General features: G+C 45.9%; 15 protein-coding genes and 1 tRNA gene. 8 read left to right on the forward strand and 8 right to left on the reverse strand.

Going from position 1 to position 16,170, the window contains the following annotated elements; translation table 11 throughout:
• Positions 1 to 9: 9 nt before the first annotated feature.
• The gene (locus tag HMPREF1222_RS05170) at positions 10 to 1,314 is read right to left on the reverse strand and encodes a TolC family protein (protein WP_016518502.1); all 1,305 of its coding nucleotides are present in this window, start codon (positions 1,312 to 1,314) and stop codon (positions 10 to 12) included.
• A gap of 286 nt (positions 1,315 to 1,600) precedes the next feature.
• Between HMPREF1222_RS05170 and HMPREF1222_RS05175 the strand changes: the two genes are divergently transcribed.
• The 6 genes from HMPREF1222_RS05175 to HMPREF1222_RS05205 all read left to right on the forward strand — a co-directional run bounded on the left by HMPREF1222_RS05175 (position 1,601) and on the right by HMPREF1222_RS05205 (position 7,764).
• Positions 1,601 to 1,674: transfer RNA gene (locus HMPREF1222_RS05175), tRNA-Val, on the forward strand.
• A gap of 504 nt (positions 1,675 to 2,178) precedes the next feature.
• Entirely contained in the window at positions 2,179 to 3,525 is a 1,347-nt protein-coding gene (locus HMPREF1222_RS05185) for a YgeY family selenium metabolism-linked hydrolase (RefSeq protein ID WP_006187985.1), read from the forward strand.
• 63 nt (positions 3,526 to 3,588) lie between these two features.
• Entirely contained in the window at positions 3,589 to 4,788 is a 1,200-nt protein-coding gene (ygeW, locus tag HMPREF1222_RS05190; protein ID WP_016518504.1) for a knotted carbamoyltransferase YgeW, read from the forward strand.
• 161 nt (positions 4,789 to 4,949) lie between these two features.
• Positions 4,950 to 5,753, forward strand: a complete 804-nt coding sequence (locus tag HMPREF1222_RS05195; RefSeq protein WP_038076535.1) for a metal ABC transporter permease — start codon at positions 4,950 to 4,952, stop codon at positions 5,751 to 5,753.
• A 104-nt stretch (positions 5,754 to 5,857) separates the two neighbouring features.
• Complete coding sequence (locus HMPREF1222_RS05200; RefSeq protein WP_016518506.1) at positions 5,858 to 6,538, forward strand: MvaI/BcnI family restriction endonuclease; 681 nt, start codon at positions 5,858 to 5,860, stop codon at positions 6,536 to 6,538.
• Positions 6,535 to 7,764 carry a modification methylase gene (locus HMPREF1222_RS05205; RefSeq protein ID WP_196799918.1) on the forward strand — a complete coding sequence of 410 codons (1,230 nt, stop codon included), beginning with the start codon at positions 6,535 to 6,537 and terminating at the stop codon, positions 7,762 to 7,764. Before HMPREF1222_RS05200 ends, HMPREF1222_RS05205 begins: the two co-directional genes overlap by 4 nt.
• Before the next feature lie 4 nt (positions 7,765 to 7,768).
• Here the strand turns inward: HMPREF1222_RS05205 and era are convergent, their stop codons facing one another.
• The 7 genes from era to rsxC are packed head-to-tail and all read right to left on the reverse strand — an operon-like array spanning position 7,769 to position 13,917.
• Entirely contained in the window at positions 7,769 to 8,656 is an 888-nt protein-coding gene (gene era / locus HMPREF1222_RS05210) for a GTPase Era (protein ID WP_016518508.1), read from the reverse strand.
• 30 nt (positions 8,657 to 8,686) lie between these two features.
• Positions 8,687 to 9,529, reverse strand: a complete 843-nt coding sequence (locus HMPREF1222_RS05215; RefSeq protein ID WP_016518509.1) for an RnfABCDGE type electron transport complex subunit B — start codon at positions 9,527 to 9,529, stop codon at positions 8,687 to 8,689.
• Positions 9,530 to 9,544: 15 nt separating this feature from the next.
• Positions 9,545 to 10,117, reverse strand: coding sequence for an electron transport complex protein RnfA (locus HMPREF1222_RS05220; protein WP_006187993.1), 573 nt, complete (start codon positions 10,115 to 10,117; stop codon positions 9,545 to 9,547).
• A 2-nt stretch (positions 10,118 to 10,119) separates the two neighbouring features.
• Complete coding sequence (rsxE, locus tag HMPREF1222_RS05225; RefSeq protein WP_016518510.1) at positions 10,120 to 10,938, reverse strand: electron transport complex subunit RsxE; 819 nt, start codon at positions 10,936 to 10,938, stop codon at positions 10,120 to 10,122.
• Between the two features lie 13 nt (positions 10,939 to 10,951).
• On the reverse strand, positions 10,952 to 11,530 hold the full coding sequence (locus tag HMPREF1222_RS05230; RefSeq protein ID WP_016518511.1) for an RnfABCDGE type electron transport complex subunit G: 579 nt from the start codon (positions 11,528 to 11,530) through the stop codon (positions 10,952 to 10,954).
• Positions 11,527 to 12,540: an RnfABCDGE type electron transport complex subunit D gene (locus HMPREF1222_RS05235; protein ID WP_016518512.1), complete on the reverse strand. Its 1,014-nt coding sequence runs from the start codon at positions 12,538 to 12,540 to the stop codon at positions 11,527 to 11,529. The genes HMPREF1222_RS05230 and HMPREF1222_RS05235 overlap by 4 nt, the downstream gene beginning before the upstream one ends.
• 3 nt (positions 12,541 to 12,543) lie before the next feature.
• Positions 12,544 to 13,917: an electron transport complex subunit RsxC gene (gene rsxC / locus HMPREF1222_RS05240; RefSeq protein WP_016518513.1), complete on the reverse strand. Its 1,374-nt coding sequence runs from the start codon at positions 13,915 to 13,917 to the stop codon at positions 12,544 to 12,546.
• Between the two features lie 387 nt (positions 13,918 to 14,304).
• Here rsxC and fabV point away from each other — a divergent pair, with 387 nt between their 5' ends.
• Together fabV and accB are read left to right on the forward strand one after the other, a co-directional pair.
• Complete coding sequence (fabV, locus tag HMPREF1222_RS05245; RefSeq protein ID WP_016518514.1) at positions 14,305 to 15,501, forward strand: enoyl-ACP reductase FabV; 1,197 nt, start codon at positions 14,305 to 14,307, stop codon at positions 15,499 to 15,501.
• Positions 15,502 to 15,575: 74 nt separating this feature from the next.
• A complete protein-coding gene (accB, locus tag HMPREF1222_RS05250) occupies positions 15,576 to 16,169 on the forward strand; it encodes an acetyl-CoA carboxylase biotin carboxyl carrier protein (protein WP_016518515.1) in 594 nt (197 codons plus the stop codon).
• Position 16,170 lies beyond the last annotated feature (1 nt).

A 16,170-nucleotide genomic window follows, 5' to 3' on the forward strand; every position in this document is an offset into this window, starting at 1 on the left:
TTGTCCGATTTATTTGCCGATAAGACTTTTAAGCGTTAATCTGCTGTTTATCAGCGACAGTTGCTGGCTCCGATATTGAAGTTCGGCATTGCTATAGGCATTGTGAATAGATTGCAAGCTATTCAAATCTTTCGTTCCGTTTTTATAGGCAACTTCTGCCATTTCGTAACTCTTCTTTGCCAAATCAATATTTAAACGGCAATTTTCCAAACCTTCCTTCGCAATCTCAATTTCGTTCAGTATTTCGATGATATTTGTTTTTATCTGCTGTCTTTTTTTATCAAGCTGCATTTCGAGCGTTTTAATTGAATCGTCCATATCTGCAATATTGTCCCGCACGGCAGACCCCGGAATATAATTATCCAATGCAAACGAGAGACCTGCAGAAACAGACCAGCTGTCTCTTGTAATTCCTATTTTATTAGGCAAACTATAGGAATACGAATAAGGATTGATATTGGCGCTGAGCATTATATTGGGAAGATATGCCGATAGAGCAAGTTGAGAACGGGATATACTATTTTTACTTAAGGTACTCTTTATAGTGCGGATAGCGGGACTGTTTTCTATTAATTCATCCAAGTTTCCTTGCGAAAGCTCAAAATCGTTGGCATTTACATAATCATCAAGGCTTCCCTCAAAAGAAACGCGCTGTCCCGGCTCCACGTTGATTCCTATTTCATTTAAGAATGTAAACGTTGCATTAAAATATGACTTTTCGGTATTCCGTAGATTGATTTTTGCCGATTCATAATTTACCTGACTGGTCAGTAAATCAAGCTCTGTAACAAGGCCTTGGCTTTTTTTAATCTTCGTTTGATTATATTGAGCTTCATTAGCACTTACCGATGCCCTACTGATTTCTACCTGTCCCTGCATATATAACAGCGAATAAAAGCTTTTGCGGATTTCCGTTTCAATTTCGCGGACGGCATCTTCATAATTTTTTTGCCCGCTTTCATAGTCAGCCTTTAAAGCGGCAATCTTTTTACCGACGCCAAGGCTGATATTCAAATTTGCATTGATTCCGGTAGAAAACGTAAGCGCATTGGCTGCCGTAGAGGTCAAGCCGCCGTTTGCCGCGCCGTTTACATTCGCCGAAAGAGACGGCAAAAAGTTATTCCACGAATGATCATACTTCCTTTTAGCTTGCTCCAGCTGTATTCTGCTTTGCTTAACCGAAAGGTGAGTCTGTAAGGCTGATTGTACGGCAGTTTCTACATCGATAATTTTATCGGGGATTTGTGTTTCTTCTCCAAAACCATTGAACGTAAGTAGGATCGACAGCGCAAGTATGATGAGTTTCTGCTTCATGCTTCCCTCCAATATGGGATAAGACAGACGTTGCTCGGCTTATGTAAGGTATAAGCCGTTTGCATAATAATAGTAAAACATGTCATATAAGTACAGGTTACCGAGGGGACTGAATCAGGACAAATGCGTCAGACGTTTTTTGACTATCCCGGTGTGCTCACCTTTTCACTTTATTCGTGTGGAGGATTTAACGCCCCGACGCTCACGCCGGGGTTGTTTATTGTCGATAAATGAAACAACCCTGTTGACATTTTTATCCGGTTCATATATAGTCTTTTCATTGTTAGGGCGCTTAGCTCAGCTGGTACGAGCGTTTGGTTTACACCCAAAATGTCGGCGGTTCGATCCCGTCAGCGCCCATAGTTCCCTTCCTTGCTATATATAGACTTATCAAATCATTGCTTTTAATCATTGCTTTTAATTGATTTTTAACAGGTCAAGTCGGGAGTTTATATATGGATTATCATGTCTTTAAAAAGCCGCAAATCAAAAACGGTAAGAAAGTCTACAAATGGTATTACTATTACATGCAAAACGGTAAGCAAATACAAAAAGCCTGTAAGGGTTGCAGCAACCGTTCCGATGCCGAATCTTACATACGGACGTTACCGCCTTTAAATTACTGCGGTGCCGTAGAGACAGCCGTTCTGCATGCTGAACATCCCTGTAAACAAAGCTAAAAAAGAATTAGCATGGCTAAAAAATTTTTAGAAGATTATGCTTGACAGAAGAATTTTTCGCTTCTATAATTAAATTAACCTAAGGTTCCTTCATCCGGATATATTTTTACGTATTTTTATAGGAGCTGGGTTGTAATCAATATCGTATCAAGCGGTATACTTGAAAAACGATAGAGGAGGAAGCATGAGTTTGGATTTTAACAAAATTAAAACTGCAGCAGAAGGATATAAGGCCGATATGACCGCCTTTCTGCGCGAAATCATCCGCCTTCCGAGCGAAAGCAGTCAGGAAGGGGAAAAAGCAAAGCGCATCCAAAAGAAAATGGACGAGCTCGGATTTAACAAAACATGGATCGATCCGCTCGGTAACGTAATGGGATGGATGGGCACCGGCCCGCACATCGTTTGTTTTGACGGTCATATCGACACGGTCGGTATCGGTAACCGCGACAACTGGAAGTTTGACCCCTACGAGGGTTTTGAAGACGATATATTCATCGGCGGACGCGGAGTTTCCGATCAGACCGGCGGTGTTGTTTCTTCAATGTATGCTTGTAAGATTATGAAGGACTTAGGTCTCCTCAACGATAAATACACCGCTATGGTAGTCGGCTCCGTACAGGAAGAAGACTGCGACGGTATGTGTTGGGAGTATATCCTGAAAAAAGACGTCAAAGTCCCCGGGTACGAAAAACTCTGCAAACCCGACTTTGTCGTTTCAACCGAACCGACCGACGGCGGTATTTATCGCGGGCACCGCGGACGCATGGAAATCCGTGTGGATGTTAAAGGCGTTTCTTGCCACGGTTCCGCACCGGAGCGCGGCGATAACGCCATCTACAAGATGGCCGACATCCTGCAGGAAGTTCGCCAGTTAAACGAAAACGACGCTGCAGACGGTACCAAAATCAAAGGTCTCGTCAAAATGCTCGATAAAAAATACAACAAGGAATGGGAAGAAGCAAACTTCCTCGGCCGCGGAACCGTTACCGTTTCCGAAATTTTCTATACCAGCCCGAGCCGCTGCGCCGTTGCGGACTCCTGCTCCGTTTCGCTCGACCGCCGTATGACGGCCGGAGAAACATGGGAATCCTGCTTGGAAGAAATCCGCCAGCTTCCCGCCGTCAAAAAGTACGGAAAAGACGTAAAGGTGTCGATGTACAATTACGACCGGCCGTCATGGACGGGAGAACAATACCCGATCGAATGCTTCTTCCCCACGTGGGTACTGCCGAAAGAGCACGTCGTTGCCCGCTCAATCGTAGAAGCATATCACAACCTGTACGGAGATAAGCGTATTGGTGCAAAGGATCAACTTGCGATGCGCGAAGCCCGCCCGCTCGTTGATAAGTGGACATTCTCCACAAACGGCGTGTCCATCATGGGACGGAACAAAGTCCCCTGCGTCGGTTTCGGACCGGGAGCGGAAGCACAGGCTCATGCCCCGAACGAAATTACTTGGAAACAGGATTTGGTAACGTGCGCTGCTGTGTATGCCGCGCTGCCGTCCATATACGTTGAAAAACTATAAAAAAGCGGGGATGGCAAAGAACTAAGCGATTTTAAAACCATCCCCACGCCCATAGGAGTAATTATGGCCTTGATTATGGATCCGTACATTACAAAGCTCAATAGTTTGGGCTTTAAGAAGATGTACAACAATGACTTTTTCCTGACATGGGAAAAAACCTTCGATGAAATTCTTGCGACATGGACGGTAGCCGATGCGCTGCGCACCTTGCGGGAAGCTAACATTTCCACCAAGATTTTTGAAAGCGGCCTCGGAATTTCGCTGTTCCGCGATAACTCAACCCGTACTCGGTTCAGCTTTGCGTCTGCTTGTAACCTGCTCGGTTTGGAAGTACAGGATTTGGACGAAGGAAAGTCTCAAATTGCCCACGGAGAAACCGTCCGCGAAACTGCTAATATGGTTTCGTTTATGGCGGACGTTATCGGTATCCGCGACGATATGTACATCGGTAAGGGCAATACCTATATGCACACCTTTATGGATGCGGTTGCCGAAGGCAATAGGGACGGCGTACTTGAACAGCGCCCTACCCTCGTCAATCTGCAGTGCGATATAGACCACCCCACACAGATTATGGCGGACACGCTCCATATCATCCATGAATTCGGCGGACTTGAAAACTTGAAAGGCAAGAAAATCGCTATGACATGGGCATATTCACCCTCTTACGGAAAACCGCTTTCCGTTCCGCAGGGCGCAATCGGCTTGTTCTCCCGCTTGGGCATGGACGTTGTACTTGCACATCCGGAAGGATACGAGATTATGCCTGAGGTTGAAGAAGTCGCAAAGAAGCAGTCCAAGGCATCGGGCGGTTCCTTTACCAAGACCAACAGCATGAAGGAAGCATTTAAGAATGCCGATATCGTGTATCCCAAGAGCTGGGCGCCCTTTACTGCAATGGAAAAACGGACGAACCTTTACGGCGCAGGCGACTTTGACGGCATCAAAACCCTCGAAAAAGAACTGCTCGCACAGAACGGTAACCACAAGGATTGGGAATGTACCGAAGATATGATGAAGCTGACCAAAGACGGTAAAGCACTCTACCTCCACTGCTTACCGGCGGATATTACCGGTGTCAGCTGCAAAGAAGGCGAAGTTGCCGGTTCGGTGTTCGACCGCTACCGTATACCGCTTTACAAGCAGGCAAGCTTTAAGCCGTACATCATCGCCGCAATGATCTTCCTTGCAAAAGTACGCTATCCGCAGCTTACCCTTGAAGAACTGGAAAAGCGGGCAACGCTCCGCCATACCGGAAGATAACATCTAAAGGGAACGGGGCTGTCCCGAAAGTAATTGACTTTTAGGGCAGCCCCGTTTTTTTTAGTATTTAAAAAAACGATAGACTTTTTTCTTTCGATCTGACTGCCTAACTGCGACGCAGCCGATAGCCCTTCCGCATAAAATTTGATAATATAACCGCTATGTTGAAATACGCTTTTATGCAGAATGCCTTTATCGTATCGTTCTTTATCGGTATTCTCTGCCCATTGATCGGCATTTTTCTTGTGTTACGGCGGTATTCGCTTATCGGCGACACTCTTGCGCATGCCTCTCTGACGGGGATTACGCTTGGGTTGGTTACCGGCGTTAATCCCATACTCGGTGCGTTCACATTTACCTCTGCAGCGGGAGCGCTCATCGAAGCGCTGCGCAGCTATTTTAAAGAATACAGCGACCTCATTCTTTCCATCGTTCTTTCGCTTAGCGTCGGTATCGCCATCACCCTGATGAGTTCGGGGCTCATACGTACCAACGCGGAAGCCTATTTATTCGGGAGTATCTTAACGGTTTCGACCTCCGATGTTATCACTGTTATCGCATTGAGCTTTTTTGCCGTCGCCGTATTGGCAGTGCTGTACCATAAGCTTCTTTATATAACGCTTGATGAGGACATCGCGTATGTTATCGGAATCCGCGTTAAGACAATCAATTACATTTTTTCGGTTTTAGTAGCGGCGACAATCGCCGTTTCCATTAAGATAGTGGGGATTTTGGTGCTCAGCTCGATGATTGCTCTACCGGTTGCAGCCGCGCTGCAGCTGCACACGGGATTCAAGCGGACGGTATTTTTTTCAATCTGCTTCGGCATCGCGGATATTATGCTCGGCCTTATCTGTTCGTATTATTTAAACGTAGCCCCCGGCGGCTTTACCGCGCTTATTTCCGTTTTTATGCTGTTGCTGGTGCTGATTATAAAAAAGCTGCGGAGCTATAGGCGGCGCTAACAACCATTAATAAACCTTGTTGGACGGATGTTGCTATCGCAACGCTAGTAAATAAATATATTGAATTTTAGGTTGAAATATAATATAAAGAATCAGGGGTATATATGACTATTGATGAATTCCAAATATTATTTAATAAAATAAAATCTATGGGCTTTATTAAAAGCACTCGAAATGGCCCTACTGGAATTGGTCACACATTGGAAACATACCTTGGACTTGCAGAGAATAATTATGCAAATCCTGATATTGCAGGCGCAGAGTTAAAAGCTCATAGAGCGACAAGTAATAATCTTATCACACTTTTTACATTTAATAATAAAGCATGGAAAATGCCACCGTTAGATGCTGTCAAAAAATACGGCAGTTTAGATAAAAATGGACGGCAAGGATTATATTATACAATGTCATTAAAGCCAAATAGTGTAGGACTTTTTTTATATGTAGATGAGAGTGCTATTTCTGTGCGGCATATATCTGGTGAAATTATTGCTATATGGAAATTAGAAGATATTGCAAAAAGATTTTTACAAAAGCTACCGGCATTGATTTTTGTTTCAGCTGAGACTGAAGAACGTGATGGTATAGAATATTTTCGTTTTTTTAGAGCACAGTTGATGAAAGGAACATCACCAGACTTACTTGGAAACCAATTTAGGCAAGAAAATATATTAGTTGACTTGCGATTGCATGATAAAGGTACTATGGCACGAAATCATGGTACAGGATTTCGTACATACGAAAACAAACTACCATGTTTATTTGAAAGTATAAAGGATTTATGATGTATAAAGTTATTAGAAATGATAAATATGATTTTGTAGGCAGTTCATACTCTGATGCATATCCGAATTTACATAAGTATCCGGCTACAATGTTGCCACAAATTGGGATAGATTTATTTAAAGAATTTAATATAAAAGCAAATAGTTTATTAGATCCATATTGTGGTTCAGGCTCGTCTTTCACCGTCGGATTAGACAGAGGTGTTAAAGAGATGTATGGATTTGATCTAAATCCTCTTGCAGTACTTATTTCAAAAGCAAAATTTACGAAACTGGTCCCTGAAAAAATTGAATCGATTAGAAAAGATTTGCGGTACAAAGTATATGACTTTATAAAATATGAGAAAAATATTATAGATATAGAAGTACCTCAATTTTTTAATATAGACTTTTGGTTTTCTAAAAACACTTCTAAAAGTTTGACAGTTTTAAAAAAATTTATTGATAAAATTGAATTAGAATACAGAAGGCTCTTTTTATTACCATTTTCTGAAACAGCCAGAGAGTGTTCGTATACAAGAAATAATGAGTTTAAGTTATATAAAATGCGGGAAAAAGATGTTCTTTCTTTTAATCCCGATGTATATGCAATGTATTTTTATAAATTACAAGTTATATCACATATATATGTGGCATATTATCTGCCTAAGCTTAATAATATAGAGACAATTGAAATAAAGAATGGTTGTTTCTATGGAGATGATAAAAAATTTGATGTTGTCTTAACAAGTCCTCCGTATGGTGATAGCAAAACAACCGTTGCTTATGGCCAGTTTTCTTTTTTTGGTAATCAATGGATTGGTGTAAAAGATGCACGTAAAGTTGATAATATGCTGATGGGCGGGACAACTGTAAAAGACCTCTATTCAAAAGGAATAATGAAAAATTATATTTGTGAAATAGCGAAAAAATCAAAAAAGCGTGCTTTGGAAGTTTCATCATTTTATTTTGATTTAGAAAAATCAATTAAGTTTGTTGCAAAAAGTATAAATAGAAAAGGAAAAGCAATTTACGTTGTTGGAAATAGGTGTGTAAAAGATATTCAACTCCCTACCGATCAATTTGTTGCAGAGCAGTTTGAATATAATGGATTTAAACATTGTACAACATATGAGCGACTGCTAGGAAATAAATCAATGCCATTGAAAAACTCTCCAACAAATATTGCAGGTCAACGCAAAGGAACAATGACTAAAGAATATATAGTTGTATGTGAAAAGTACTAGCCCCCTACTCTTGCAACACAGCTTGCAGCACCCGGTCTTTTTGGCGCCAATTTTTATCGACGCGCACCTGTAAATCGAGCTGCACCCGATAGGGGAAGATTTTCCGAAGTTCTTTTTGGGATTCCACCCTGATTGCCTTAATGAGCGCCGCACCTTTGCCGATAACCATAGCCTTTTGACTTTCCCGCTCTACGCACAAAAAGGCGCGGACAAAAAGCTCCTTGCCGTTCTTCTTCATCTCCATATCCTGAATATCAACATACAGCGCATGGGGAATTTCTTCATAGAGGCGGCTGATCGCCTGCCCGCGGATAATTTCGGCAATGCGGAAATCCACCGGCTGGTCGGTATAAAAGTCTTCGGGATACAAAAGGTCGCCTTCGGGCAGGAGAGAAAACAGCTCGGCGAGCACGGGCTCAAGCCCCGTCTTTTCCTGCGCGGAAAGCTCGAAAATCCGATCCTGCGGCAGATCGGGTAATGTCTGCATAAGGCTGATACGAGTTTGACCCGGCCGCGCAGCCGGACTGTCGGTTTTGTTAATACCGGCAATTACGCGGTTCTGTTTATCTTTCAGTAATGCGCAGATAGCAAGTTCTTCTTCCCCGAACGGGCGCGCCGCATCGATAAGATACAACACCGCCTCAGCTTCTTGCAGACGGTTTTCCGCAATGAGCTGCATACGGCGGTTTATTTTTTTTTCACTGATATGATAGCCGGGCGTATCAATAAAGATGATTTGCCCCTGCTCCGCCGTGAGGATGCCGCGGACGGAGCTGCGCGTGGTCTGCGGCAGTGCCGAAACAATCGACACTGTTCCGCCGCAGACGCTGTTTAGAAATGTTGATTTCCCGGCGGAGGGGCGTCCGATAATACAGACAACGCCGCTCCGCATTGGTTTATCCGGCACGTTTGCTACCGCTGCCTAGCTCGCTTGGCACGCGCTGCAGGGAGACTGCACGGCAATCTTATCTTCTACTAAGGCAAGTACCTTGGTCGGGCAGCCTTTGATACAGATACCGCAGGAATCGCAAAGTTCGTAATTAACTTCCGGAATACCGTTGATAACTTTTATCGCACCTGTGGGACAATTCTTTTCGCACTTCATACACTTGATGCAGCCGCGTTTACAGTTTTTCATAATAACGGCTTTTCTAGGATTGCGACATGAACAAAGCGCAATGGAACCTTTCCGGGTCGTCGGCACGGTAGTCAAAATATGCTGGGGACAAGCTGCAACGCAAACGGCGCAACCGGTGCACTTTTCGTAATCTACGTGCGGAATACCATCCGCTTCAACGTGAATGGCATCGAAAGGACACGCCATTTCGCAGTCGCCAAGTCCGATACAGCCCCAATCGCATTCCCGCAATCCGTTTACCGAAATCTTTGCGGCGCGGCACGTCTTAACACCGACATAATCAGCCTTTTCTTTGCACACGTCGTGCGAACCTTGGCACAGCAGCACCGCAACCTTTGCATCGGCCGATGCGGAAACACCCATAATAGCGCCAACCTTTGCCGCAACGGGACCCGCACCGACGGAACAGCCATTTACCGGCGCATTACCGCTTGCAACCGCTGCCGCAAAACCGTCGCAGCCCGGGAAACCGCAGGCGCCGCAGTTAGCGCCCGGAAGCACTTCACGAATTTTTGCCACCGTTTCATCAGGGGCAACATAAAACAGCTTTTTAAAAAATCCTAGTAAAAAGCCTATTGCTACGGACAATACCAGCGAAACAATAAGCGTTAAAATGATTATTTGCATACTCTTTCCACTCCTTTAAATCATGCCGGCAAAACCGCCGAATGCCAACGACAACAGCGCTGCAGCGATAAACAGGATGGGAGTACCCTTGAGGTACTTAGGTATCGGAGCAATATCGATGCGTTCACGTAAACCGGCAAACAATACCATTGCCAACAGATAGCTGAGCGCAACACCGATTGAATATACCATCGATTGGATAAAGGTATAGTCGGCAGCGATAACATCGAGCGTAACCGCTAAAATAGCGCAGTTCGTGGTGATCAGCGGAAGATACACACCCATCGCCGAATATAGCGCAGGTGCAGACTTCTTCAAGTAGAATTCTACCAGCTGAACCAAACTCGCAATAACCAAGATAAAGAGCAAGGTTTGCAAAAAGCCGAGGTTGTACGGTGCAAGAACCAATTTGTAAAGCGGATAGGTAGCGGCAGTTGCAATAACCGTAACAAAGAGAACCGCCCATCCCATACCGGTAGATTTCTTAACATCGGATGTCATACCGATAAACGAACACAACGCAAGGAAGCGGATAAAAACGATATTCTTAACAAATACCGCAGCAAGAAAAATCTTAAACAGTTCCATTCTCAGTTCCCCTCCTTTGCAGGCGCCGCAGTAGCCGCAGATTCGTTTTTAGCTGCAGGCTCGATATTGGCAGTGGCAGCTTGTTTTTCCGCTTCAGCTTTTAATGCGGCTTCTTTTTGTGCTGCCTCTGCCTTGAGCGCGGCTTCTTTCGCCAGCTCAGCTTCCCGTAATGCTGCAGCCTCTTTCAGCGCCGCTTCTTTTAACGCGGCCGCTTTCCGTATTTTCCGCTGTTTGCGCTGATCCTGTATTAAATACGTTAAGGCAATCAGCAAGCCGAATACAAAGAAGCCTCCGGGAGAGTTTGCAAAGAACTTAATAAGGTAATCGTCCGGCAGCAGACGTACACCGAGCACGGTACCGCTTCCCAAAAGTTCACGGATGGCGGACATCACAACCAAAACCCATGTAAAGCCCAAGCCCATACCTAAAGCATCAGCCATCGCTTTTATCGGCGACTCTTTTGAGGCAAAAGATTCGACACGTCCCATAATGATACAGTTTACAACGATAAGTTTAATGAAAATACCCATCGATTCGGAAAGCTCCGGTAAAAAAGCCTGCATCAAAAGGTCCACAATGGTAGTAAACGATGCGATAACAATAATAAAAATAGGAATACGGATATCATTCGGAATAAATTTCCGGAACATACTGATAATCATTTCGCTCAACACAATAACGAAGGTCATTGCGAGCCCCATACCGATACCGTTCGCAACCGAGGTTGTAATAGCCAGTGCGGAACATAGTCCGATCATCAGCATAATCAGAGGGTTTTCTTTTACCAACCCGTTCGTAAAAATGCGTACATACTCTTTCATAGCCGTTCTCCTCTTAATTTCCGCTGCCTGAGCTGCCGATACCTTGGCTGTTCATATATGAAGAAGCGGCATCGACGGCAATTTTTACCATGCGGGTAACAGCGGTAGAGGTAATCGTCGCACCGGCAATCGCCTGAACATCGCTTCCCAGCGCAAAGGCGTCGGAGATAGGCTTATTACGGAACTGTCCGATGAACGGTTCATCCTTCGCTTTTGTTCCGATACCGGGTGAATCGGTTAAGACTAAAAACTGAATCATCCTCAGTTTTCCTTCCATATCGATACCGGTAAGAATGGTTGCCTGATCATACGTATGGCCGCTTACCGTTACGATAACTCCTGCAGGTTTATCTCCGTTCAGTGCAAGAAAGGCATCGCCGAACGATACCTTATCAACCGATTTCGGCATTCCTTCGGTGATAGGACGGAAAGAATCCGCATCGGGGAAAATCGCTTGAAGTGCCAGCTTTGTTTTTGCTTCTTTTGCCGCGAGAATGCGGGGAGAGGTCAACATGTTAACCGCCGCAAGCGCAAGGCAGGCCACAACCGTATACAGCGCCAACGTAACGGATAATTTTATCATCTGTTTCATTTTGCACCCTCCTTGGCAGGCTTAACGGGCTTTACATATCCGTATTTTTTCTGAATCAGTTTATTTAAGAACGTAACAACAGAATTCATAATCAAAATACTGTACATAACGCCTTCCGGCATTCCGGCAAACAGACGCATCAAGGCGGTGATCAAACCGCAGCCCGCGCCGAAGATAATCTGCCCTTTAAAGGTTACCGGAGAGGTTGCATAGTCGGTGGCCATAAACACGGCGCCGAACAGCAAACCGCCGCTTAACAGCGTCAAAAGCGGATCGATGCCCGCAAGCCATGTTACCAGCACGGCCGTTACAATCATTGAAACCGGAATCTGCCATTCAATAACGCGGGTTACCAGCAAATAAACAAAACCGATAAGGATAAGCACCGCGCTTGACTCGCCGATACAGCCGCCGTGATCTCCTAAAAAGAGTTTCAGGTATACATCGCTCGAAGAAGATAACCCCATCTTTTCTGCGATTGCTGCCGCGGTGGAAATACCGCCTTCCGACATTTTGAGGTACGAAAGCGGGGTGGCAGTACTCACTGCATCAAAACCGTGATGAGGAGCAACCCACGACGTCATCAAGCGTGAAAAACTGACAAAGGCAAACGCGCGACCTACCAACGCAGGGTTAAACGGGTTTGCGCCGAGTCCGCCGAAGAATTCTTTTGCGACGACAATCGCAAAAATTGCGGAAACAACAACGATCCAGATAGGAATAAGCGGCGGCAGCACAAGCGCCAACAGCAAACCGGTTACGGCGGCGGAACAATCCTTTATGCGGATGTCCTTACCCATCACCTTTCTGAATGCGGCTTCGGCGCCGACTGCAACGGCTACGGAAACGATTATTCGGATAAGCGCCGGCACACCGTACAAATAAATACCGTACAGCGCAAGCGGAGCAAGCGCAATCAGTACGTGTATCATCAATTTTCTAGTGGTTACGGGACTCGCAATATGCGGCGCGGGGGAAAGATAAATTTCGTTTTTATCTGCTTCTGCCATAGTTTATTTTCCTCCTTGCGCAGCGGCTGCTTTTGCCGCTTCTTTCTGCTTTGCTTCACGCAACAGCTGCTTTCCGACCTTGAACCGTTGGACGAGCTTTATACGTGCCGGACACACATAAGAACAAATGCCGCATTCAACGCAGTCCATAAGACCGCAACGGACTGCTTCGTCGAGCTTATTGGCTTTTAACGCACGTATCATAAGAACGGGAGACAGTTGGCAACTACAATGAGTGACACATTTTCCGCATCCGATACAGGGGCTTTCTTCATCAAGATTGACTTCTTCGCGCGTTAAGAAAAGAACACCCGACGTATTCTTTTGTACAGGGAAATCCGCGCTCTTCATCGCGAAGCCCATCATCGGGCCGCCGGAAATAATCTTTGTAACGCCCGGTTTTAAACGCACTACTTCGGGAATAAGGTCACCGATACAGGTACCTATAGGCGCTATCGCATTTATCGGATTTTCACAAGCTCCTCCGCCGATCGTAAGCGGACGGTCGATTAACGGCATTCCCTTACGGAACGCATCGGAAATCGCCTTCATTGTTCCGACATTCTGGACAATACAACCAACCTGAAACGGAAGTCCGCCCGAAGGAATTTCTCTGCCGACAACAGCGGAGGTCAGATTTTTTTCTCCGCCCTGCGGATATTTTGTTTTGCATAATTCAACGGAAATGTCGTAAGCGCCCGGACCGACAGGATTTTGCTTTATTTTTGCAATCGCTTTTTCGAACACAGGAACCAAGTGCGTTTTGTTATCCTCAAGTGCAATAATCCCCTTGTCGGCGCCGGTAACGTGCATGATAATCGCCATTCCAATAATCGTTTCAGCGGGATGATACATCGTAGCAGCGTCGGTGCACAGATACGGCTCGCATTCTGCGGCATTACCTAAAATGTAGTCTATCTTTGCATCCTTAGGAGGGCTCAATTTAACATGTACAGGGAATGAAGCACCGCCCATACCGGTTATACCGGCCTCGCGGATACGTTTAAGGGCATCCTCTTTTGTGCAGGTGAAGGGATCAAGCGGTTCCATAAAAGACTCGGAAGTGTCCTCGCCCGCTTGAATTGCGATACAAAGTGCGTCCGTATTACCGGTAACGAGATGGGGTTCTATTTTCTTTACGGTACCGGAGATCGAAGCATGTACCGGCGCAGACATAAACTTGTCTGTTTCCGCTATTTTTTGACCTCGTACAACCGTATCTCCAACCTTTACTAACGGAGTATTCGGAGCACCGCCTTGGGTAACCGGAATCCATACCATCTTTGTAGATGGCATGACGGCCAAGACTTCGGATTCGGCGGAAATCGCTTTCCGCTCTGGAGGGTGACAGCCCCCCTTAAATGACTTAGTACTCATTCTTTTATTATATAAAACATCGTATTATCAGTCAAGAAAAAAAACACGATTGAATCAGGAGAAACGCACCAGACTCCTTTCCGGATTTCCCCGCAAAATCAGGGGACTGTTCAAGCAGAATTGAACCTCTTCGCGGTTCAAATGCTCGCCCAGCCCCCCTGATTTTGCGATTTATATTTACCCGTCTGATGCGTTTCCTCCTTTGCTGGAAAAATGGAAGGTACTATCGGCAAACGGTAAAAACTGATAAACTAAGCAATCGAGTTCTCTAAGAGCCCTGTTAGATTTTTAGAGATGCCCGGCAAGCAATAATTTGTATACCGTGCATTGCCAATCATGGCGTAATGATGCATTATAAATGACTAATATAGCAAGGAGCAGAAAAGTATGAGTATGAAACCGATGTTGAGGAGCAATATCTGTTTAAACGCGCACCCTCAAGGATGTAAAAAAGCGGTTGAAGATCAAATCGCATATACGAGAAAACGGGCGGCTTCTCACCCGGCGAGAACGGCAACACCGAAAAATGTTCTTGTGATCGGCTGTTCGGGCGGATACGGACTGGCAAGCCGCATTACGGCAGCCTTCGGATACGGTGCTGCAACGATCGGCGTCTCGTATGAGAAAGCCGGTTCCGAAAAAAAGTGGGGAACACCCGGCTGGTATAACAACTTAGCGGTTGACGCCGCGGCGAAAGAGGCAGGGCTTATCTCCGTTACGATAAACGGCGATGCGTTCTCCGATGCTATCAAGGCACAAGTGATTGACGAAGCAAAAAAGCTCAATATTAAGTTCGATTTAATAGTATACAGCGTGGCAAGTTCCGTGCGTACCGACCCCGACACCGGCGTTACCTACCGCTCGGCGCTCAAGCCGTTCGGGAAACCGTTTACCGGAAAAACCCTCGACCCGTTTACCGGTGCACTCACCGAAATTACGGCGGAACCGGCTACCGATGAAGAGGCCGCCGCTACCGTAAAGGTCATGGGCGGTGAGGACTGGCAGCGGTGGATAGAAAAACTCGGCGCTGCGGATGTACTGGCGCAAGGCTGCATCACCGTTGCGTATTCCTATATCGGGCCGGAAGCGACACAGGCGCTGTACCGCAAGGGCACCATCGGCAAGGCAAAGGAGCATTTGGAAGCCACCGCCCATTCGTTGAACACCAAGCTCGCAGCCTTAAAAGGGCAGGCATTTGTGTCGGTTAACAAAGGATTGGTAACCCGTGCAAGCGCCGTCATCCCCGTTATTCCGCTCTATTTGGCAAGCCTTTTTAAGGTGATGAAGGAGAAAGGCACCCACGAAGGCTGCATCGAACAGATCAACCGCCTCTTTGACAGCCGTCTCTACACGGCGGACGGTGTTATCCCGACAGATAACGAAAACCGTATCCGCATCGACGACTGGGAATTGGACGAAGGAGTGCAATCCGCCGTTGCAAAGATTATGGCAACCGTTACCGACGAGACCAGCCGCAAACTCACTGACGTGGACGAGTACCGGCACGACTTTTTGGCTATTAACGGATTCGATATTGCCGGCATCGATTATGATACCGAGATTGACCGGTTCGACCGGATATAACAGGGAAACTGTCCGAAAACTAACATTTTTGGACAAACCCAAGAAGATTATTAGGATTTACACAGAGAAAGAACATGAACGAAAAATTTATTTTGAATGTCTTTGACAAATTTGAAAAAAGCTCGGCTGTGCTGCTCCATATAAAGGAAGGAGAAGCGGAGCTGACCTTAAAAAAAGAGGCAGCCTATCAGAACGTACCGGCGGTACAGCCGTTTGCGCTGCAAAATCCCCCTGCGCAGCCGGTTTTACCTGCAGATGCGAACGGATACGCCGCAGCGGGAGTTGGAGTACCGAATAGTGCGGCAAATCCAGCTGCAGCGGGTATGCAGGGATCAGCTGCCGGTTCTACCGGTACGGGAACAAATCAGCTCGGTACAACTTCGGCGGGAACGGTTAATGCAACTGCCGGAATGTCCGGCGCCGATGCACACCTCGTTACCGTTAAAAGCCCCATTGTCGGCTCATTCTACCGTTCACCCTCCCCCGACGCCCCCGCGTATGTCGAAAAAGGTTCCAAGGTTTCAAAGGGACAGCCGCTGTGCATCCTTGAAGCAATGAAGATGATGAACACCCTTGAGTGCGAATACGACGGAACGGTCGAAGAAATTCTTGCGGCAAACGGTGATTTGGTTGAGTTTGACCAGCCGCTCTTTACAATCAGGATCTAAG

The sequence above is a fragment of the Treponema vincentii F0403 genome (genome assembly GCF_000412995.1).
GTDB lineage: Bacteria > Spirochaetota > Spirochaetia > Treponematales > Treponemataceae > Treponema > Treponema vincentii.

What these genes read in the sequence shown, in the direction of transcription:
- HMPREF1222_RS05170 (WP_016518502.1), bottom strand. Translation starts at nt 1,314, where the DNA reads ATGAAGCAGAAACTCATCATACTTGCGCTGTCGATCCTACTTACGTTC.
- HMPREF1222_RS05185 (WP_006187985.1), top strand. Translation starts at nt 2,179, where the DNA reads ATGAGTTTGGATTTTAACAAAATTAAAACTGCAGCAGAAGGATATAAG.
- ygeW (WP_016518504.1), top strand. Translation starts at nt 3,589, where the DNA reads ATGGCCTTGATTATGGATCCGTACATTACAAAGCTCAATAGTTTGGGC.
- HMPREF1222_RS05195 (WP_038076535.1), top strand. Translation starts at nt 4,950, where the DNA reads ATGTTGAAATACGCTTTTATGCAGAATGCCTTTATCGTATCGTTCTTT.
- HMPREF1222_RS05200 (WP_016518506.1), top strand. Translation starts at nt 5,858, where the DNA reads ATGACTATTGATGAATTCCAAATATTATTTAATAAAATAAAATCTATG.
- HMPREF1222_RS05205 (WP_196799918.1), top strand. Translation starts at nt 6,535, where the DNA reads ATGATGTATAAAGTTATTAGAAATGATAAATATGATTTTGTAGGCAGT.
- era (WP_016518508.1), bottom strand. Translation starts at nt 8,656, where the DNA reads ATGCGGAGCGGCGTTGTCTGTATTATCGGACGCCCCTCCGCCGGGAAA.
- HMPREF1222_RS05215 (WP_016518509.1), bottom strand. Translation starts at nt 9,529, where the DNA reads ATGCAAATAATCATTTTAACGCTTATTGTTTCGCTGGTATTGTCCGTA.
- HMPREF1222_RS05220 (WP_006187993.1), bottom strand. Translation starts at nt 10,117, where the DNA reads ATGGAACTGTTTAAGATTTTTCTTGCTGCGGTATTTGTTAAGAATATC.
- rsxE (WP_016518510.1), bottom strand. Translation starts at nt 10,938, where the DNA reads ATGAAAGAGTATGTACGCATTTTTACGAACGGGTTGGTAAAAGAAAAC.
- HMPREF1222_RS05230 (WP_016518511.1), bottom strand. Translation starts at nt 11,530, where the DNA reads ATGAAACAGATGATAAAATTATCCGTTACGTTGGCGCTGTATACGGTT.
- HMPREF1222_RS05235 (WP_016518512.1), bottom strand. Translation starts at nt 12,540, where the DNA reads ATGGCAGAAGCAGATAAAAACGAAATTTATCTTTCCCCCGCGCCGCAT.
- rsxC (WP_016518513.1), bottom strand. Translation starts at nt 13,917, where the DNA reads ATGAGTACTAAGTCATTTAAGGGGGGCTGTCACCCTCCAGAGCGGAAA.
- fabV (WP_016518514.1), top strand. Translation starts at nt 14,305, where the DNA reads ATGAGTATGAAACCGATGTTGAGGAGCAATATCTGTTTAAACGCGCAC.
- accB (WP_016518515.1), top strand. Translation starts at nt 15,576, where the DNA reads ATGAACGAAAAATTTATTTTGAATGTCTTTGACAAATTTGAAAAAAGC.